A 19,172-nucleotide genomic window follows, 5' to 3' on the forward strand; every position below is an offset into this window, starting at 1 on the left:
ATCCCCCGCACATCTCCCCGTACGGTCCCTCCTCATGACTGTGATCGTGCGCGACCTGCAGCCCGACGTCCGAGCCGACGCCGAGGGCTATACCCGGGTGCGCCATCTCGCCCTGCCGTACATCCTGTTCACCCCGGAGTCCGTCCGCCACACCCTCGCCCACAGCCACCCCGACGCCCACTTCCGCGCGCTGGTCGCGGTCGAGGACGGTGAGGTGATCGGCACGGCCGGGGTCTCCCTGGCGCACGACAGCACGGAGCCGGGCCAGGGGTACCTCAACATCTACGTACGCCCGGACCGCGTCCACCGCGGTGCCGGCGGGCTCCTCGCCCGGACCGCCGAGGAGCATCTCGCCACCGTGGGCGCGACCAAGCTGTACACCTGGGTCCTCGACGAGCCGGCCCATCGCGCCTTCGCCGAACGGCGCGGCTACACCCGGGGCCGCCCCGCGCACTTCCTCCGTCTGGACCTGGCGCACGGCACCCTCCCGCCGCTCCCGGAGATCCCGCCGGGCGTGGAGCTGCGCACGGCCGCCGACTTCGCGGACGACCCACGGCCGCTGTTCGAGCTGGACGCGGAGACGGTGTCGGACGAACCCGGCGAGGTCAACGTCGAGTTCACGGACTACGACGCCTGGCTGGAGCAGACGTGGCAGCATCCGCTGCTGCACCCCGAACTGACCATGGCCGCGGTCGTCGACGGCCGCCCGGTGGCCTTCAGCGTGGCCTACACCGACGGCGCAACCCGGTACACCACCGCGATGACCGGCACCGCCCGGACCCACCGCGGCCGTGGCCTGGCCAAGCTCGCCAAGATCCACTCCCTGTACCGGGCGCGTGCCGCCGGCCTCACCGAGGCCTTCACGGGCAACGACGCCGGCAACGACCCGATGATCGCGATCAACAAGTGGCTCGGGTACGAGATCTGCGCGACGGAGGTGCGCTATGTCCGTGAACTCGGCTGAGACCGCTGCCCGGGTGGAGGTCGTCCTGGTCAAGGGCGGCCGTACGAAGATCCGTTATCCGGCGGAGCTGCTGGCCGACGACGGCGTCCGCGTCTCGGTCCGCGCCCCGTGGGCAGGTGGGGGCGTGCGCGACTTCGGCTTCGTGCGGTTCGAGGCGGGCGACGTGTTCACCGAGCACTACTGGCGGGACCGCTGGTACTCGGTGAAGGAGGTCCGGGCCGGGGACGGCACCCTCAAGGGCTGGTACTGCGACATCACCCGCCCGGCCGTCCTGTCCGGCACCGAGCTGGTCGTCGAGGACCTCGACCTGGACCTGTGGCGCTCCGCCGACGGCACGGACGTACGACGCCTGGACGAGGACGAGTTCGCCGAGAGCGGGCTGGCGGAGACGGACCCCGAGGCCGCGTCCGCCGCCGTGGCCGCCCTGGACGAACTGGAGGCACTGGCCCGCGGGGGCGGCTTCGAGAAGCTGCTCGCCTGACGCCCGCAGACCCCGCCGGCCCCGGCTGCACCGGTCTGCACCGTCTACACGGTCGCGACCACCGCATACCGCTCGTCGTCCACGACCTTCCCCCACAACACGGGATCGCCGGACAGTCGCTCCACGCGCACGTGCCCGGCAACGGGCGCCAGCAGGGCGGTGAGCCGGTCGGCGGGTATGCCGACCGGGGTGAGGGTCCCCCAGACGCCCTCGACCAGCACGAACCGGCCTCCGGGCCGCAGCAGGGTGCGCCAGTGCCGCAGGACGCGCGCGGGGTCGGGCAGCGTCCACAGCACATGCCGGACGAGGACGACGTCGTACCGCCGCTCCCCCACCGGCGGCGCGGCAGCGTCCCCGTGCAGGACCGTCGCGTCCCGTCCGGCGAGCTTGGCCCGGGCCCGCTCGACCATGGCCGGCGCGCTGTCGACCCCGGTCACCCGATGTCCCTGCTCGGTGGCGAGCAGCGACAGGCTGCCGGTGCCGCAGCCGAGGTCCAGCACGTCGGCGGGGTGCTCGGGCAGCCAGGACCGGAGCAGGGCCGCCCAGCCGGCCCGCACCTCGGGTGCGCGCAGGCCGTGGTCCGGCTCGTCGTCGAACGCGGTGGCCGCCGCGTCCCAGTCCACCTCGGCACCCACCGCAACCATGTGCTCACTCTCGTTCGTCATTCCCCCAGAGTGACACCCGCCACTGACAGTCCCGACGTGACAGCCGCCACTGACAGACCGGCACCGATGAGGAACTCTCGCCCGAAGGGTCTACCTCCGTGACGCCGCGGATCCAGGTGGGCACTGAAGGAGGCAGCCATGCGCCGAGTGACCGTGCAGAAGCCCCTGAAGAGGACGGACGGCCGCCGGATCCGCGAAGAGGCGGAGGAGCGCCCCGCGGGGCGTCCGGAGGTGCGCAAGGACATCGCACGCACCTGGTGGCCGGACAGCTGACCGGGCCGGCAGATTCCGGCGCCCGGTGTCAGACCAGTCGTTTCCGGTAGTGGATGCGGTCGTACGGCCCGTCCACGCGCCGCTCCACGACCTCGTAGCCGAACCTCGGATAGATCTTCTGGTTCTCCCACATCAGCGCGTTCGTGTAGAGCCTGACCTCGGGCAGACCGAGCGCACGCGCGCGTGCGTCCACGAACTCCAGCAGGCGCCGCCCCGCCCCCTTGCCGTGCGCGTCGGGATGGACGGCGATGCTGTCGAGAAACAGGTGGTCGTCGTGAGCGTCGACCACGACGAGCCCGACCACCGGCTCCCCGAACACGAACACCCGGCCCGCGGCCACGTCCGCCGCATGGTCCGCCTCCATGGGCTGCGGCACCACCCCGATGCGCTCGATGTAGCGGTGGTACGCCGCATCCGTCACGGCCTTCACGGCCGGCACGTCGGCAGCCCGGGCGGGCCGGATCTCGTCGTTCGTCATGGCGGGAACGCTATCCCGCCTCTCGCGACGGTACCGCCCGGCATTCACCCCTGAAGGGTGATGCTCACGGCCCGAAGCGGCGACGAACGTGGTTGGAGTAAGGCCGGCCAGACGTTCGGCAGGGAGTATCGGATGTCAACTACCCACGAGACCAGGCAGCTCGACGGGGTCCGCAACGCCCGCTACGGAGAGATCATCCTGATCAGCCCTGGGGAACGGGGAGAGCTTCGGGCCGAGGTGTACAACACCATGGGTCTCAACGACTGCCCGCCGGAGAAGTGGTCGGCTCTGGATGCAGTCAGCGTCGCCCGTGAAGCCGAGGTGCCTGCCGCTTGGTTGAACGGTCCACGGTTCTGGCTGATGGACCGCATCACCGCGTCCGGGGCCGGCGACATCCGCTCGTTCCAGGGGCTGGAGGCACGCCGGGTCGCCGAACTGGAGATTCCCGCGGGCTTGGACCTCAACAGCAGGGGAAATGAACGCTTCTACAAGGACCTGGTGGTCAACCGGGACAACGAATGGCTGTTCGCCGCGGGCAAGCCCGTCTATCAACTGCTCGATGCCGATGGCCGTACGTACGTGATGCAGGCGTACTCACACATCGTGGACGACACCCTCACCACGGACGCGCTTCCCAGGCTGGCGCACCGGCTACAACTCCCGGATGGATGGACGTACCGCGAGGACACCCCGGCACGCGACCTCTCGCTGCGTACCGTGAACGGAGAGGCGCACGTCCTGCAGGACGAGCTCGAGAACACCTACATGCTCTTGACACAGTGAGGTCCCCCCTCCTTCCTGAGCCCCCGGTTAGGCCCGCCTTAACGGCACCATAAGGATCTCCATCACCTGCCCCAGACAGGCGATTTCACGGTTTCTTGGGGCTAGCTTCTGATCGCCCCCACGGGATTCACCCCCACCCCCGAGGACCGTTCCTAGGAGTTCCCCATGCCCTTCCCCAAGCTCTCGACTTCGCTCGAGCAGGGGATACCCCAACGCCGTAAGGCTGCCCTCGTCGCCGCCCTCGGCAGCGCCGCGCTCGCGCTGTCCGCCGCGCCCGCCTCCGCGCACGGTTCGATGGGCGACCCGGTCAGCAGGGTGTCGCAGTGCTACGCGGAGGGACCGGAGAGCCCCGAGTCGGCCGCGTGCAGGGCCGCGGTCGCGGCGGGCGGTACGCAGGCGCTGTACGACTGGAACGGCATCCGCATCGGCGACGCAGCCGGACGGCACCAGGAGCTGATCCCGGACGGCAAGCTGTGCAGCGCGAACAACGAGGAGTTCAAGGGGCTGGACCTGGCCCGCGCGGACTGGCCGGCGACGAGCGTGCGCAGTGGGTCGTACACCTTCAAGTACCGGGTGACCGCCCCGCACAAGGGCACCTTCAAGGTCTACGTCACCAAGCCCGGCTACGACCCGGCGAAGCCGCTGGCCTGGGGAGACCTGGACCTGGAGCACCCGGTCGCGACGGCCACCGACCCGGTCCCCTCGGGCGGCTTCTCCACCTTCACGGGCACCCTTCCCGAGCGCTCGGGCAAGCAGCTGCTGTACGCGGTCTGGCAGCGCTCGGACAGCCCGGAGGCCTTCTACTCCTGCTCCGACGTCGACTTCGGCGGCGGTTCGGCGGGCGGCACCACCCCCGCTCCGAGCGCCTCCGCGCCCTCCGACGGGCAGATCGCGGACGGTGCCGACAAGTCGACGATCGAGCACCACGGGCACGGGGACGACGACGCGAGCACGTCCGCCGAGCCGGCCGCCGCGGCTCCGGCGACCCCGGCCAACGAGCCGAAGGCGGCCGGGACTTCGGAGAACCTCGCCGAGACCGGTGCCTCCACCGGCACCACGTACGTGGCGATCGGCGGCGCGGCGGCGCTGGCGCTGGGTTCGGCGGTGCTGTTCCTGTCGGTGCGACGGCGTGCCGCGGGCGGCCTGCACGGGCGGTGATCCAGGACTCCGGGGCCTGTCCGGCGGCTCAGGTCGGACAGGCCCCGGCGGCGCGTCAGCTGAAGGCCGACGCGCAGGTGGTGGCCTTGGCGTGGGCCGGGTCGAGGGCGTTGGCCACCTCGTGGAAGGCGATCCGGTCGAAGAGCCCGATCGCCACGTGCTCGGAGAGGTCGAGCGGGCACAGGTCCTGGAGCAGGACGTTGTGGACGTCCGAGCCGCTCAGGTACTGGTCGCGCCAGGGTGTGGCCACCTCGTCGTACTTGGTGGCGATGACCGTGTAGTGCACTCCGGGGACGGTGTCGCCGCCCGCGTTGAGCTTGGTGAGGAAGGCGGAGCCGGCGATCTGGTCGGCGAGGCCGGGGGTGGTGGCCTTGATCAGGTCCTCGGCGCCGGGGAAGTACGGCAGCAGGTTGGTGAGGCCGTTCAGGTCGGTGCCGTGGTTGTCGGGGGCGAGGCCGACGAGGGAGTTCACCTTCGCGGATCCGCCGAGGAACTTCAGGTAGTAGCGGGGCATCATGCCGCCCTGCGAGTGCCCGACCAGGTCGGCCTTGGCGGCACCGGTCGCGGAGAGCACCTTGTCGACGAAGGCGGACAGTTGCTCGGCCGACTTGTCGATGGGGCCGAGGCCGTAGAAGAGCGGGACGCCGGGCAGTTGGCCGTAGTCGAGGGAGTAGACGCAGTATCCGCGGGTCTTCAGATACGGTGCGAGGGACAGCCAGTTGTCGATGGAGTTGCCCAGGGTGCCGTGGACCAGGATCACCGGGCGGGGGTGGTCGGCGGAGGGCTTGCAGGAGTAGTTGTTCCAGCCGCTGCTGGGAGCGGCGTCGGCGGCGTGGGCGGTGGCGGCGGGAACGACGGCCACTGCGGCGGTCAGGAGCAGCGCTGCGAGGGGTCTGAACACTCGCGTCCAGGGCAGCATCGTGTGATCTCCTTGCGGCTCAAGGGAGGTGCGACGGCCTAACCCTGTGATCCGGATCACGAGGATGCTGTTCACTCGTCAAGTTACGGGCGAGTAGCGCAGCTGTGAAGTTACGCGTCAGTAAAAACTTCCAGTGATAACCAGCGGCTCGTCCAGCTACCGATGAACCGTCACCAGGCAGGCCTGATCGGACCGTAGGGCGCGATCCGCGTCAAACGCTCCCGCAACGCCCGCACTTCACCCTCGCCCAGCAGTTCGGCCCACGCGCCCACGACCTCGGCGGCCGCCTCCTCCGCGGCCCGGGTGCAGGCCCAGCCCTGCGCGGTGAGCACGATGAGCCGGGCCCGGGCGTCCTCGGGATGCGGGCGCCGCTCGGCGTACCCCTTGCGTACGATCTCGTCCACCAGCTGGCTGGCGGCCTGTTTGGTCACCCCGAGGTGCGCGGCGAGGTCGGTGACGGTGGCGCCGTCCGGCGCGAGCCGCGCGAAGGCGAAGCCATGCGCCGGCCGAATGTCCGTGAAGCCGCGGGCCACGACCCCGTCGTGGATGCGTTGCGTGAGGTCACCCGCGACGGCGAGCAGGGCGGCGGACAGGGCCATGGCTTCGGAGTTGTGCACGGAGGCATTGAAACACCCTTGACGGATCGGTCAAGCAGCTTGACCATGTAGTCAAGCTGCTTGACCAAATGAAACGGAGACCACCGTGCCCGTCGTCCGCTCGTCCGAGGCCGTGACCCATGAGATCCACGGCGCCCGCTTCGTCTCGTACGCGACTCCCCTCGCCGGGAGCAAGGAACTGTGCGCCTGGCGCGGCGAGATCCCGCCCGGCACCAAGGCACCCGCCCACACCGTCAACCGGGAGGAGATCTTCCACCTGCTCATCGGCGAACTGCTGATCACCCTCGACGGCCGCACCGAACGGATCTCCGCCGGCGACACGGTGATCATCAACCCCGGCGCGACCCTGGCCGTCGAGAACCCCACCGACCACACCGCGATCTCCTGGGTCACCACCTCCGTCGGCCTCACGGCGGAGCTGGCCGACGGCACGGTCCTCACCCCGCCGTGGGCCAACTAGTTCGCGTCTTTCGGATCAGGCCGGCTCAGCGGCCCACGGCCAAGCGGCCTCGCGGCCGGCCTCGATGAGGCCGACCATCCGGAACGCGGCGTCCGTGAGGCCGCCGAAGGTGTGCCGGTGGGGGCCCGTGGGGCCGTGGGCGGGCCGGTATCCCGCCAGGTTCCAGGTGTAGACCGGGATGTCGGCCGGGACCGGTTCGGCCGGCCCGCCCGGGCCGTAGGGGGCGGTCTGCTCGTCGGTGACGATCAGGACCCGGTCGTGCTCCCGGTAATGCTTGCGCACCGCCTTCGTGGTGTGGGTGCCTCCGAGACTGTGGAACCGTTTCAGCACCTCGAGCACCGGCTCGCCCGGCTCGAACGGCACCGCTGCGCTGCCCCAGCCGAACTCCACCAGATCCGCCTGCTCCGCACGCAGGGCCAGCGCAGTGCCGAACACGGCCGCCGCGTCCGCCCGAGTCAGCTTGGACCGCTCGGAGACGGTGTCCCAGAACATGGAGTCGGACCGGTCCACCAGGATCAGAGTCCGGCCGGGCAGGGGCGGTACGTTGGCCAGGGAGTGGACCAGCGCCCGTTCCAGCGCGGCCGCCCAGCGCTGCGACGGCGCGTGCTGGTGGGCGGCCAGGTAGCGGAAGGGGAACTGCCGGGACCGGGCGACCTCGGAGGCGTCCGAGAGCCGTGCGGCGACCCGGGCCGCGACTTCGTCCGAGACCCCCGCCTCGTCGAAGTTCCGCAGATTCCGCAGGAGCGCCATCGGCGCCATCGTGGGGATCACGGCTTCCCAGACGGCGGCGTCCATCGGTCCGTGGAGCCAGCCCGCCAAGGCTTCCCACGTCATGCCCGCCGCGGCCAGCCGCTCGGGGCCGCCCGGCCCGGTCACCACCGCCCGCCGCTCGTCCGCAGCCGACTCCATCAACGCCCGGTGGGCGGTCAGCAGGTGGTCGGAGACCGGCGGAACCGCCTGCTCCGGGTGGTGGCGGCGGTCCAGGGCGTACCGGAAGAGCGCGCCCTGCCAGGGCTTGTCCGGGTCGGGGGAGGCATGCACCAGGTTGAGCACATCGCCGAAGCGGAAGCCCTTGGACGCGGTGTCGTACTTGAGCAGGGACCGGGACGTGTACAGCCGGCGTACGCCGTCGGTGATGCCCCGCTTCACGGGCTGCGGCACGTTCCGCCCGTACACCGAGATCCAATAGGCGAGCAGCTCGCCGGGCTCGTCGGCGCGCTGGAGCACCGAGTCGATCACGGACCGATTGGACGGGCCTTGGGACGCCCCGGTCTTGAGCCGGGCCCGCACGTACGCGGCGGCGCCCACCAGGGATGCCGTGCGCATGTTGCCCTCGCCGCGAAGCCAGCGCAGCAGGCCTGCCGTCCACACGGGGTCCTGGACAGCGAGTTCACCGACGAGACGGGCGTACCGGTCGTCCCGCTCCTCACCGTTCTCGTAAAAGGTCCGCTGGGAGACGAAGTTGCCGACCGCAAGGAGGAAGAGTTCCTCGCGGGGCTCCCGGACGAAGGCCGGGCCACCCTCGTAGGTGCGGAAATCCGGCCTGGCGGGCCCGTGGTGGAGCCGTGGTGGGGGCAGGGAGCGGGCGGCCGCCGAGACGTGCGGGGCCACCAGCATCTCGGGCCAGATCTTGGAGACGCGTGGGGTGTGACGAGGCAGCGAATCCCCCCGGATTCAACGGATTGGACGGCCCCGGCCAAAAGGTCCGACGGGGCGAAGACGCCCGCGCCTGCCGAGATCAAAGGGGCGGCGGCGTCACTTGGTTGTCAGAAGGAAGGAGCCGCAGCCGAGCGCATCGGAGGCGCGGTCGCGATGCCAACCTACAAGGGTCACTGGGCCGCACACCAGCGATTAATACAGGCCCGTTCTCGGACTCCGGCATGGCCGCCATCGGCCGAGGGAGAGGTCCTGGCCCTTACCTGAGGGAGGTCACGCCGCCAGCGCCCCCGGCATCACCGCTCGTGGCCCGAACTTCGCCCGGGCCCGGTCCACGACCTCCTCGATGCGGCGGACCTTCTCGTCCACGGGGTCGAAGGTGAGCTGGTAGGAGGCCTGGCCGGCGGGGGTCAGGCCCTCGGCACGCAGGGTGAGCGCGCGGACCCGGGCGCGCTGGAGGCCGAGCGCCTCGTACATGCCGTAGGCCGTCCTCGTCAGGGACGCCGAGTGTGCGGTCGGTTCCTTGAGGGTGCGGCTGCGGGTGGTCGAGGAGCGGTCGGCGTAGCGCACGGTGAGGGTCAGGGTGCGGCAGACCTTCTCCACCGCACGCAGCCGGGCCCCGAGTTCCTCGGCGGCGGACAGCAGTGCCGTGCGGTGCCGGTCGGGGTCCAGCTCGTCCAGGTCGAAGGAGCGGTCGGCGGCGAGGGATCGGGAGACGGCGTTCGGTACGACCCGGCCCCGGTCGATGCCGCTCGCCTTCTCGCGCAGCTCGCGCCCCGCCTTCGCGCCGATCAGCCGCTGCAGCGTGGACAGGGGTGCGGCGGCGACCAGACCCAGCGTGTCCAGGCCGTACTCGCACAGGGTACGGGCGGTCGCCGTACCGACGCCGGGCAGCGCGGACACGGGCCGCTCGGCAAGGAACTCCGCGATGGCGGCCGGCTCCTCGGGCACGGCACAGGTCACCCCGGGACGGGCGTCGCGCAGCGCCACGCGGGCCAGCATCGGTCCCGGTCCGGCGCCGATCACACAGTCGACGCCGTACAGCGCGAGGGCCCGGACCCGGATCACCGAGGCCAGTTCCACACCGCTGCGCCCGAAGTACCGCTCGGCACCCCGGAGATCGGCCAGCGCCGCGTCCGGGGGCAGAGCCTCCACGACCGGGGTGAACTCCTCCAGCAGCCCGAGCAGCCCGGGCAGGGCCGCCTCGTACATCGGCGGCAGCTGGAAACGTACGCAGAGGATGGTCATCCCGCACTCCCCGGACTCTGGTGCCACAACTTCCGTACCGCTGAAGGCCCTTGTGAGGCCTCCTGGCCCGCGGGCCGCAGGTCGGCCCACGGATGCATCTCGTACCCGGTCGGCAGATGGATCCGGCGGCCACCCGTCGGGTCCGCCCCGTCCGCGCCGTCCGGCCCGGCCGCGCCTTCTGTGCCTTCCCGAACGGGCTCCGCCAGCCGGGCGGCCACCTCGTCGAGACCGCCCTCGGCGCGCAGTTCGACCAGTTCGGCGAGGTTCCAGGCGGCGGAGCCCACCACGCTCAGGCTGCGTGGGCCGCGCCGCTGCACCACTCCGCGCACCAGCAGCAGCCAGGAGTGGAAGACGGTGTGCGCGCAGGTGTCGTGCGAGTCGTCGAAGAAGGCGAGGTCGACCAGGCCCGTGCCGTCGTCCAGCGTGCTGAAGATGACCCGCTTGCCGGACCGGATCGGCGGGGTCTGGGTGGCCGCCTTGGCGCCCGCGACCAGCACCGTCTCCCCGTGCCGGGCCTCGCGCAGCCGACGCGCGGACACCACGCCCAGCTCCTTGAGGAACTCCCGGTGGTCGTCCATCAGATTGCGCGAGGCGTCCATGGACAGCACGCCCAGCTCGGCACTGAGCCGCTCCGCCGAGGTCAGGTCGGGCAGCCCGGCCGAGGCCGTCTTCCGGCCACCGGCCAGAGGGAGCTGACCACCGCCCCCGCCTCGGGCGCCCCGGTGCAGCTCGGTCAGATGCAGCTGCAGATCCCGCCGGTTGGCGCCGAAGGCGTCCAACGCGCCCACCTGTGCGAGCCGCTGGGCGAGGGGACGGCTCGGCCGCGCCCGCTCCCAGAAGTCGAGCAGCGAGGCGTACGGCTGCCCGTCCGCGATCCGCTTCGCCTCGGCTTCGCTGATGCCGTACACGTCACAGAGCGCGAGCCGCAGCCCCCACCCCCCGGATTCAGACACCAGTTCGATCCTGTGTGCCACCCCGGACACATTCACGTCCAGCGGCAGGATCGGCACTCCGCGCCGCCGCGCGTCCGCCAGCAGCAGCCGCTTCGGATACATCCCGGGATCATGCGTGAGCAGCCCGGCGTAGAAGGCGGCCGGGTGATGGGCCTTCAGCCACGCCGACTGGTACGTCGGTACGGCGAAGGCGACCGCATGCGCCTTGCAGAAGCCGTACGACCCGAACGCCTCGACGATCTCCCAGGTCCGCTGAATCGTTTCCGCGTCATATCCGTTGGCCGCCGCATGCTGCGCGAACCAGACCCGGATCCGCCCCTGCGACTCCGGATCGGACAGCCCGCGCCGCACCGCGTCCGCCTCGGCCCGGCCGCAGCCGGTCATGATGTCGACGATGTGGATGATCTGCTCGTGGAAGACGACGACCCCGTACGTCTCCTTCAGCGGCCCCTCCAGATCCGGGTGCGGATAGCGGATCGGCGCCCGCCCGTGCCGCGCCTCGATGAACGGCCGCACCATGTCGGCGGCGACCGGCCCCGGCCGGAACAGCGAGATGTCGACGACCAGGTCGTGAAAGGTGGCCGGCTGGAGCCGCCCCACCAGATCCCGCTGCCCGGGCGACTCGATCTGGAAGCAGCCCAAGGTCTCGGCGGACCGGATCAGTTGATACGTCGCCGGGTCACCTCCCTGCACGGCATCCAGATCGATCCGCTCCCCCGTCGCCCGCTCCACCTCGGCGACCGCGTGCGCCATGGCCGACTGCATCCGCACGCCCAGCACATCCAGCTTGAGCAGCCCGAGGTCCTCCACGTCCTCCTTGTCGAACTGCGACATGGGGAACCCCTCGCCGCTGGTCGGCATGACCGGCGTACGGGCGAGCAGCGAGGCATCGGACAGGAGCACCCCGCACGGATGCATGGCGATCCCGCGCGGCAGGGCGTCGAGGCCCTCGACCAGCTCCCACATCCTGCTGTACCTCGTACCTTCCCGCTGAAGCTCCCCCGCGAGCTGCTTCAGCTCGGGCAGCTCCTCCAGCGCGGCTCGGGCGTCCCGGGCCCGGATGTGCGGGAAGGACTTGGCGATGCGGTCGATGTCGGCGGGGTCCATGGACAGGGCGGCCCCGACATCACGAATCGCGTGCCGCACCCGATAGGTCTCCGGCATGGCGACGGTCGCGACCCGCTCGGTGCCGAACCGGCCGATGATCGCGCGGTAGACCTCCAGCCTGCGCGCGGACTCCACGTCGATGTCGATGTCGGGCAGGGCGAGGCGGCGCTTGGACAGGAAGCGCTCCATCAGCAGCCCGTGCTCGATCGGATCGGCGTGCGCGATCCCGAGCAGATGATTGACGAGGGAGCCGGCGCCGGACCCACGGGCGGCCACCCGAATCCCCATGCCCCTTACGTCGTCCACCACTTGGGCAACCGTCAGGAAGTAGGAGGCGAAGCCGTGATGGGCGATGATGTCCAGCTCGTCATGCATCCGCGCCCAGTACTCCCGGCGGTCGGCATAGCCGCGCAGCACCATCCCCGCGGCGGCCCGCGAGGCGAGCGCCCGCTGGGCGGTGCGACGCCCGGCACCGACAAGATGCGCCTCGGGGAAATGAACGCTCCCCATGCCGAGGTCGTCCTCGGGATCGACCAGGCACTCGGCGGCCGTGGCCCGGGTCTGCTCCAGCAGCCGATGAGCGGTGTCGCGCCGATAGCCGGCCGCCTCCACCACCCGCTCGGCGACCCGCAGCATGGCCTGCGCGTCCTTCAGCCAGGCCTCGCCCGAATCCAGCTCCTTGCGAGGATCGATCGGAACCAGACGGCGAGCGGCATCCAGCACGTCGGCGACCGGCCCCTGACCGGGATCGGCGTACCGAACCGCGTTGCTGAGCACGGGCCGGACCCGCTGCTCGGCGGCGAAGCCGACCGTGCGGGCGGCCAGCCGCAGAGAACCGGGCCCCGTACCTTCACGACCGTGCCAGACGGTCTCCAGACGCAGCGCGTCGCCGTAGACCTCACGCCAGGGAACGAGCAGCTTGGCGGCCCGATCGGGACGCCCCGCGGCAAGAGCACGCCCCACATCGGAGCCCGGCCCCAGCAGCACACTCACACCATCGCCGTGATTGCCGTCCCAGGGCAGCAAAGGCGCACCCTCACCCTCATGCGCCGCCGTGACGATCCTGCACAGATCGGCCCAGCCACGGGCGCCGTCCCGGGCAAGGAAGGTCACCCGGGCTGCCGACTCATCGACAAAGGCACCACCGCGCACCGGCGCACGCCGCCGCTCACGCCGCGCGTCCGCCGGCTCACCCACTGCGAGATTCACACCGAACAGCGGACGGACCCCGGCCTTGGTACACGCCTTGGCGAACCGCACCGCGCCCGCAAGGGTGTCGCGATCGGTGAGGGCAAGAGCGTCCATGCCCCGCTCCGAGGCACGCTCGGCCAGCCGCTCCGGGTGTGAGGCTCCATACCGCAGGGAGAACCCGGAGACGGTGTGCAGATGCGCGAAGCCCGGCACACGCACCTCCCGCACTCGTGAGCCCCAAACGACTCTCGAACATCTGTTCCCACCCCCACCATACCCCCATTCCCGAACAAGCGTGCGACATCCGTTCGGGCACCTCTCACCTGCACGGATGCCTGAAACGACGAAGCCCGCCCCACACCCGGGACGGGACTTCGACGAAGCAGGACTGGCTCAGGGAAGCGTCACACCGTAGTAGCTCAGCGCCTCGGTGACCGGCTGGAAGAACGTCGTACCGCCGGAGGTGCAGTTGCCGCTGCCGCCGGAGGTCAGACCGTAGGCCACGCTGCCCGCGTAGAGCGGACCGCCGCTGTCGCCGCCCTCGGCGCAGACCGTGGTCTGGATCAGGCCGCGGACGATGTCACCGCTGCCGTAGTTGACGGTCGCGTTCAGCGCGGTGACCCGGCCGCTGTGGGTGCCGGTGGTGGAGCCGCGCCGGTAGACGGTCGTGCCCACGGACGGGGTGGCCGCGCTGCTGATGGTCTGGTTGCCGACCGCACTCGGGTGCGCGATCGAGGAGTTGGTGTAGCGCACCAGCGCGAAGTCGTTGCCCGGGAAGCTGTAGCCGACGTTCGTGCCCAGCGTCGTGGTGTGGCCGGAGTTGCTGTACCAGGTCGAGGCGACCTCGCCGCAGTGACCGGCGGTCAGGAAGTAGTACGTGCTGCCGCTGCGCACGTTGAAGCCGAGCGAGCAGCGGTAGGAGCCGCCGTAGATGGCGTCGCCGCCGGTGATCAGCTTGTTGAACTTGCCGGACGTGTGCTTGATGGCCAGCGCGCCCGCGTTGCCGCCGGCCTGCCGCTTGATCTTGGCGATCTCGGCCTGGGAGACCGTGCTGTCGACGGTGACGACGACACGGTTGGTCTTGCTGTCCACCGCCCAGGCCGTGCCGGCGATGTCGGCCTTGAGGACGGAGTCGCTCGCCTTGGTGAGCTGGGTGGCGCTGAACGTGTGGGCGTCGCTGGCGTTCGCGGTGGGGGCGGCGAACGCGGCCGCGGCCAGGAAGCCGGTGGCCACGGCGATCAGCCGGGTCCGTCTTGCGATGCCGCTGCGGGGAGTGGTGCGCTTGATCCTCACGTTTCGTTCCCTCCCAGGGGAAGTCGGGGGCCCGCGTGGGGTCGGGGCCCGTGAGGCGCAGCCAGGGGCCGGTCCTGGGTTCCGAACACGTATGCCCCTGACAAGCGCTGAGGGGGAGTATTCGGCCGAACGGCCGGTAGGCACAAGAGTGCCTTTCGGCCGTCAACATTTGAACCACCCCTGCGCACCAGCCCCCTGACGTCAGCTCAGGACGCGTTCCCCCGCCTCGATCGCCACGTCCAGCCGGTTGCCCGGCGGCGGGAAGGGGCAGATGAAGTGATCGGCGAAGGCGCACGGCGGGAGCTGGGCGCGGTTGAAGTCGACCGTGGTACGCCCCTCGGCGTCCGGTGCCTGCGGGAACAGGAACCGGAAGCGGAAGCTGGTGTCGCCGCTGGTGGCGTCGCCGAACACCGCCCACAGCCGGCCGTCGCCCTGCTGCGCGACCTGGAGCGTGAGATCGTTTCCGGCCAGGGAGAAGGCGAGTTCCCCGGCGAGGGCGAGCCCGCGCTCCCGTCCGTCCGCGTTGCCGACCCGCACGGTGCGCGTGTCGTCGTACGGCGTGAAGCGCCCCGGCACCGACCAGCGCGGGTCGTACGGGGTGGCCTCGATGCCCCCGAAGGCGCGGCGGGCCTCGGCGGCGGGGTCGTAGACCCGTACTCCCCACACGTCCTCGCGGACCAGCACGACCAGCCGCTTCTCGCCCAGCGCGACCCGCGACTCGGCCTCCGGCCCGAGGTCGGCGGCGAGGTGGGCCTCCCCGGCGAAGGGCCTGCCGTCCAGGGTCAGCCCGTCGCCCTCGGCGGCCGCGAGCACCACCCCGTCACCATCCGCCACCCACGTCCCGGGAATGTCCGGAAGTCGCCCCTCCGGATGGTCCTCGACCCAGTGGGTGGCGGTCAGCGCGAGCGGCCCATAGGGCGCCGAGATCCTCTCCACGCGCTGCTCGTGCCACTGCTTCCAGGCAGCATCCGGTGCATCGCCGGTCATACGATCCATTCCTCTCCTACGCGCTCGACCCTCCCGCGGCGGGTCGGGCAGCCCGAGGGGTGAGCGCGGAGTTGCGCCCCGGTATTCCGTGCGGAACGAGGCAGGGCACCCGGGTTTCTACCGAACTCCCCCGCCTGTTCCTGCAGTTGTCTGCGCAAGGCGCCGACCTGCGCCGGGATCGGCGACCCGGTCCAGGGCCACATCGGCGGCAGCAGGGTCTGTCCCGGATCAGCCCACCGGAGCTGAAGAACTGACGTTCATTCACCCGTACGCTCCGGGCATCACCCATCCGCCTCCGAACATCATATTTCACTCACAGTCAGCAGCCGTACGAGTCAAGACCCTTGGGGCACAAGGACTCTCGACGGATCGTCTCTGCACCAGTACCGTCACAAACCCCCCGCGCGGCGTCTATCCACTTGGCGCGCCGTCCGCATCATGGATGACCATAGGGATGCGCAAGTAAGAAGGACCGCTGTGAGAGGAGGCGTCCATGGGATCGGTACGCAAGGCGAGTGCGTGGCTCGGCCTCGTCGACGACAACGATGACGAGCGCTACTACGACGACGACTACTCCGAGGGCGCCGAGCCCGCGGACGCCTGGGTCACGGACCCCCGGGTGAAGGTGGCCACGGACACGGCCGAGGAGAAGGGCCGCCGGATCGGCACGGTCACCCCGGACAGCTTCCGGGACGCCCGCGCCATCGGCGAGCTGTTCCGGGACGGGGTCCCGGTCATCATGAACCTCACGGTGATGGAGCCCGCCGACGCCAAGCGCGTGGTGGACTTCGCGGCCGGGCTGACCTTCGGCCTGCGGGGCACGATCGAGCGGGTGGCCAACCGGGTCTTCCTGCTGACGCCCGCGAACACGGAGATCATCAGCGGTGAGCCGGCGGCGCGCCGCGAGGACGGCTTCTTCAACCAGAGCTGAGGCAGGGCCGCTCACCGGCCCTGCCCCGGCCCCAAGGGGTCAGCGGAAGGCGTCGAGCCCGGTGAGCGCCTTGCCCAGCACGAGCTGGTGCATCTCGACGGTGCCCTCGTAGGTGAGCACCGACTCGAGGTTGGTCGCGTGCCGCATCACGGGGTATTCGAGGGAGATCCCGTTGGCACCGAGGATCGTCCGCGCCGTACGGCAGATCTCGATGGCCTCGCGGACGTTGTTGAGCTTGCCGAAGCTGACCTGCTCGGGACGCAGGCGGCCGGCGTCCATCCGCCGCCCCAGATGGTGGGCGAGCAGGATTCCCTTGTGCAGTTCGACCGCCATGTCGGCGAGCTTGGCCTGGGTGAGCTGGAAGCCGCCGATGGGCCGCCCGAACTGCTCCCGCGTCTTCGCGTACTCCAGGGCCGCCTCGAAGCTGCTGCGCGCCGCGCCCATCGCGCCCCAGACGATGCCGTAGCGGGCGTGCGACAGACAGCCGAGCGGTCCGCGCAGCCCGGTGACCTCGGGGAGTACGGCGGTGGCGGGCAGCCGTACGTCGTCCATGACGAGTTCGCTGGTGACCGAGGCGCGCAGGGACCACTTGTGCTTGATCTCGGGCGCCGAGAAGCCGGGGCGGTCGGTCGGTACGACGAACCCGCGGATGCCGTCCTCGGTCTGCGCCCAGACGACGGCCACGCCGGCCACGGAGCCGTTGGTGATCCACATCTTGCGGCCGTTGAGGACCCAGTCGTCGCCGTCGCGCTTGGCGTGGGTGCGCATGGAGGCGGGGTCGGAACCGTGGTCGGGCTCGGTGAGCCCGAAGCAGCCGATCACCTCGCCGGAGGCCATGCGGGGCAGCCACTCCTGTTTCTGCTCCTCGCTGCCGAACCGGTGGATCGCGTACATGGCGAGCGAGCCCTGCACGGAGACGAGGGACCGGATGCCCGAGTCGGCGGCCTCCAGCTCAAGACAGGCGAGGCCGTACTGCACGGCCGACGCGCCCGCGCAGCCGTACCCGGTGAGCGACATGCCGAGGGCGCCGATGCCGCCGAGTTCGCGCGCCAGCTCCCTGATGACGGGCAGCTCGCCCTTCTCGTACCAGTCGGCGACGTAGGGCAGCACGCGGTCGGCCGCCCAGCTGCGGACCGAGTCCCGTACGGCCAGGTCCTCCGGCTCCAGGAGGTCGTCGATCCCGAGCGGGTCGGCGGCGTCGAACGGGGGCAACTTCGCGGACATGGAACACCCTCCGGCACACTGAGGCACGGTGAAAACTAGCAACGCTAGTTACGCTGTGCGGCCGACGTTACGGCGCGACGTCCCGCACGTCCAGAGCCGCCACGGCGACCCTCGGCTTCTCGGCCTCCCGCGGGGACGGCAGCTCCACCTCGGCAGGCTCCTCCCCGCACTGCATGATCCGGGGCAGCCTGAGCGCCATCACCGCGCCCAGCAGCAACAGGCCCGCGCTCACCAGGAGGGTCACATGCAGTCCGTGCACGAAGGAGTCCCGGGCCGCCTGGCGCAGTGCGTCTCCCACGGGCCCGCCGAGCCGCCCGGCGACCTCGTAGGCCTCGCCCAGCGAGTGGCTCGCCGCGTCCGAGGCGTGCGGGGGCACGCCCGGCACCGACGTGAGACCGGGTGCGTAGGCCGCGTTCATCACGCTGCCGAGCAACGCGATCCCGATCCCGGCGCCAAGCTGGTACGACGTCTCGCCGATCGCCGCGGCCCCGCCGGCCTGCTCGGCCGGGGCCTCGCTCAGCATCGACTCGTACGCCCCGAAGAGGGTCGTCTCCAGGCCGAACCCGAGCAGGACGAAGCCGAACAGCAGCAGGCCCGCGTTGTCGGTCGCGCCCATCGCGGTCAGGGTCAGGACCGCCGCGGCGGTGAGGCAGAAGCCGAAGCACACCATCCGGCGCGGTCCGAAGCGGCGCAGCATCCGGGCGCCGGCGAGGCCCGACGCCATCGCCGCGACGGTCAGGGGCAGCAGCCTCAGGCCCGTCTCCAGCGGCGACAGACCGAGCACCAGCTGGAGGTACTGCGCGGCGATCAGCTCCAGGCCGACCAGCGCGAGCATCGCCAGCACGATGCAGCCCACCGAGGTGCTGAACGCCGGCCGCCGGAACATCCGCAGATCCACCAGCGGGTGCGGGCGCCGCCCCTGCCGTCGTACGAAGAGGAAGAGGAGCGCCGCGCCCACCAGCAGCGGCACCACGGTGAACAGGCCGGCGGGCGACTCACCGCCGCCGAGCCGCTTCACGCCCAGCACGACCCCGAACAGGCCGACCGCCGCCATCAGCGCGCCGACCACGTCCCACGGGCCGCTGCGGTCACCGCGCGACTCGGGCAGCAGCATCCGGCCGACCGGCAGGCTCACGAGCATCAGCGGGATGTTGACGAGGAAGACCGCGCCCCACCAGAAGTGCTCCAGCAGGAAGCCGCCGAGCAGCGGACCGACCGCCGCGCCGACGGCCGCGACCGCGCTCCAGATGCCGATGGCCAGCGCGCGCTCGCGCCGGTCCGGGAAGACCTGGCGGAGGATCGACAGGGTCGCGGGCATGATCATCGCGCCGCCGACGCCGAGCAGCGCCCGGGCGAGGATCAGCGTCTCGGCGGTCTGTGCGAAGGCGGCCACGGCGGAGGCGACACCGAAGAGGGCGTAGCCGAGGAGCAGGATGCGCCGGCGGCCGACCCGGTCGCCCAGGGTGCCGAAGAGGATCAAAAGGGAGGCGCAGACCAGCGGGTAGACGTCGACGATCCAGAGCAGCTCTATCGCGCCGGGCCTGAGGTCCTCGGTGACGGCGGGGACCGCCACGTGCAGCACGGTCGCGTCGAGGGCGACGAGCAGCAGGCTGACGCAGAGGACGACGAGGACGACCCAGCGGTTTGCACCGGCCCCGGTCGCCCGACGGCGCGGCCGTACGGCAGCCGTGGTCGTCCCGGACATCTACGTACCTCCCAGATGATCCCTCGCGGGCGGCGGATCGGCGGGGTGGGGACTCCCCGTCGTACGGCCGGAGAGGAGC

18 protein-coding genes are annotated in these 19,172 nt (G+C 71.0%); 7 read left to right on the forward strand and 11 right to left on the reverse strand.

All coding sequences use genetic code 11. The features are described from left to right. Positions 1-34: 34 nt before the first annotated feature. Both ACFYZZ_RS41200 and ACFYZZ_RS41205 read left to right on the forward strand, forming a co-directional pair. Positions 35-964, forward strand: a complete 930-nt coding sequence (locus tag ACFYZZ_RS41200; RefSeq protein ID WP_389187908.1) for a GNAT family N-acetyltransferase — start codon at positions 35-37, stop codon at positions 962-964. Further along, positions 945-1,445: a DUF402 domain-containing protein gene (locus ACFYZZ_RS41205; RefSeq protein WP_389187912.1), complete on the forward strand. Its 501-nt coding sequence runs from the start codon at positions 945-947 to the stop codon at positions 1,443-1,445. The genes ACFYZZ_RS41200 and ACFYZZ_RS41205 overlap by 20 nt, the downstream gene beginning before the upstream one ends. 44 nt (positions 1,446-1,489) lie before the next feature. On the opposite strand, the gene ACFYZZ_RS41210 is transcribed toward ACFYZZ_RS41205, so the two are convergent. Beyond that, positions 1,490-2,110, reverse strand: coding sequence for a class I SAM-dependent methyltransferase (locus ACFYZZ_RS41210; protein WP_389187915.1), 621 nt, complete (start codon positions 2,108-2,110; stop codon positions 1,490-1,492). Positions 2,111-2,248: 138 nt separating this feature from the next. Between ACFYZZ_RS41210 and ACFYZZ_RS41215 the strand changes: the two genes are divergently transcribed. After that, positions 2,249-2,383, forward strand: coding sequence for a hypothetical protein (locus ACFYZZ_RS41215; RefSeq protein WP_386574576.1), 135 nt, complete (start codon positions 2,249-2,251; stop codon positions 2,381-2,383). A gap of 28 nt (positions 2,384-2,411) precedes the next feature. Here the strand turns inward: ACFYZZ_RS41215 and ACFYZZ_RS41220 are convergent, their stop codons facing one another. Continuing rightward, positions 2,412-2,861 (reverse strand): GNAT family N-acetyltransferase, encoded by a 450-nt coding sequence (locus ACFYZZ_RS41220; RefSeq protein ID WP_389187918.1) that lies wholly within the window; start codon positions 2,859-2,861, stop codon positions 2,412-2,414. A 60-nt stretch (positions 2,862-2,921) separates the two neighbouring features. On the opposite strand from ACFYZZ_RS41220, the gene ACFYZZ_RS41225 reads away from it, so the two are divergent. Together ACFYZZ_RS41225 and ACFYZZ_RS41230 are read left to right on the forward strand one after the other, a co-directional pair. Next, on the forward strand, positions 2,922-3,644 hold the full coding sequence (locus ACFYZZ_RS41225) for a hypothetical protein (protein ID WP_389188056.1): 723 nt from the start codon (positions 2,922-2,924) through the stop codon (positions 3,642-3,644). A gap of 204 nt (positions 3,645-3,848) precedes the next feature. Beyond that, positions 3,849-4,802 (forward strand): lytic polysaccharide monooxygenase, encoded by a 954-nt coding sequence (locus tag ACFYZZ_RS41230; protein ID WP_389188058.1) that lies wholly within the window; start codon positions 3,849-3,851, stop codon positions 4,800-4,802. Positions 4,803-4,857: 55 nt separating this feature from the next. Here the strand turns inward: ACFYZZ_RS41230 and ACFYZZ_RS41235 are convergent, their stop codons facing one another. Continuing rightward, complete coding sequence (locus ACFYZZ_RS41235; RefSeq protein ID WP_389187921.1) at positions 4,858-5,721, reverse strand: esterase/lipase family protein; 864 nt, start codon at positions 5,719-5,721, stop codon at positions 4,858-4,860. Between the two features lie 170 nt (positions 5,722-5,891). After that, entirely contained in the window at positions 5,892-6,338 is a 447-nt protein-coding gene (locus tag ACFYZZ_RS41240; protein ID WP_389187924.1) for a MarR family winged helix-turn-helix transcriptional regulator, read from the reverse strand. Between the two features lie 85 nt (positions 6,339-6,423). Between ACFYZZ_RS41240 and ACFYZZ_RS41245 the strand changes: the two genes are divergently transcribed. Next, positions 6,424-6,798 (forward strand): cupin domain-containing protein, encoded by a 375-nt coding sequence (locus tag ACFYZZ_RS41245; protein WP_389187927.1) that lies wholly within the window; start codon positions 6,424-6,426, stop codon positions 6,796-6,798. A 15-nt stretch (positions 6,799-6,813) separates the two neighbouring features. On the opposite strand, the gene ACFYZZ_RS41250 is transcribed toward ACFYZZ_RS41245, so the two are convergent. From ACFYZZ_RS41250 to ACFYZZ_RS41270, 5 genes are all read right to left on the reverse strand, one after another. After that, entirely contained in the window at positions 6,814-8,415 is a 1,602-nt protein-coding gene (locus ACFYZZ_RS41250; protein ID WP_389187930.1) for a TROVE domain-containing protein, read from the reverse strand. A gap of 312 nt (positions 8,416-8,727) precedes the next feature. Then, the gene (locus ACFYZZ_RS41255) at positions 8,728-9,702 is read right to left on the reverse strand and encodes a hypothetical protein (RefSeq protein WP_389187933.1); all 975 of its coding nucleotides are present in this window, start codon (positions 9,700-9,702) and stop codon (positions 8,728-8,730) included. Then, on the reverse strand, positions 9,699-13,166 hold the full coding sequence (locus ACFYZZ_RS41260; RefSeq protein WP_389187936.1) for a DNA polymerase III subunit alpha: 3,468 nt from the start codon (positions 13,164-13,166) through the stop codon (positions 9,699-9,701). Before ACFYZZ_RS41260 ends, ACFYZZ_RS41255 begins: the two co-directional genes overlap by 4 nt. A 180-nt stretch (positions 13,167-13,346) precedes the next feature. Then, entirely contained in the window at positions 13,347-14,246 is a 900-nt protein-coding gene (locus ACFYZZ_RS41265) for a S1 family peptidase (RefSeq protein ID WP_389187939.1), read from the reverse strand. 201 nt (positions 14,247-14,447) lie between these two features. Next, entirely contained in the window at positions 14,448-15,233 is a 786-nt protein-coding gene (locus ACFYZZ_RS41270) for a DUF1684 domain-containing protein (protein WP_389187942.1), read from the reverse strand. A gap of 493 nt (positions 15,234-15,726) precedes the next feature. Here ACFYZZ_RS41270 and ACFYZZ_RS41275 point away from each other — a divergent pair, with 493 nt between their 5' ends. Continuing rightward, positions 15,727-16,164: a cell division protein SepF gene (locus tag ACFYZZ_RS41275; RefSeq protein ID WP_386574537.1), complete on the forward strand. Its 438-nt coding sequence runs from the start codon at positions 15,727-15,729 to the stop codon at positions 16,162-16,164. A gap of 39 nt (positions 16,165-16,203) precedes the next feature. Here ACFYZZ_RS41275 and ACFYZZ_RS41280 read toward each other — a convergent pair whose 3' ends face one another. Together ACFYZZ_RS41280 and ACFYZZ_RS41285 are read right to left on the reverse strand one after the other, a co-directional pair. Further along, positions 16,204-17,388, reverse strand: coding sequence for an acyl-CoA dehydrogenase family protein (locus ACFYZZ_RS41280; RefSeq protein WP_389187945.1), 1,185 nt, complete (start codon positions 17,386-17,388; stop codon positions 16,204-16,206). Positions 17,389-17,455: 67 nt separating this feature from the next. Next, on the reverse strand, positions 17,456-19,093 hold the full coding sequence (locus tag ACFYZZ_RS41285) for an MFS transporter (RefSeq protein ID WP_389187948.1): 1,638 nt from the start codon (positions 19,091-19,093) through the stop codon (positions 17,456-17,458). Positions 19,094-19,172 lie beyond the last annotated feature (79 nt).

Origin of the sequence: Streptomyces sp. NPDC001816 (assembly GCF_042892235.1) — a bacterium.
GTDB lineage: Bacteria > Actinomycetota > Actinomycetes > Streptomycetales > Streptomycetaceae > Streptomyces.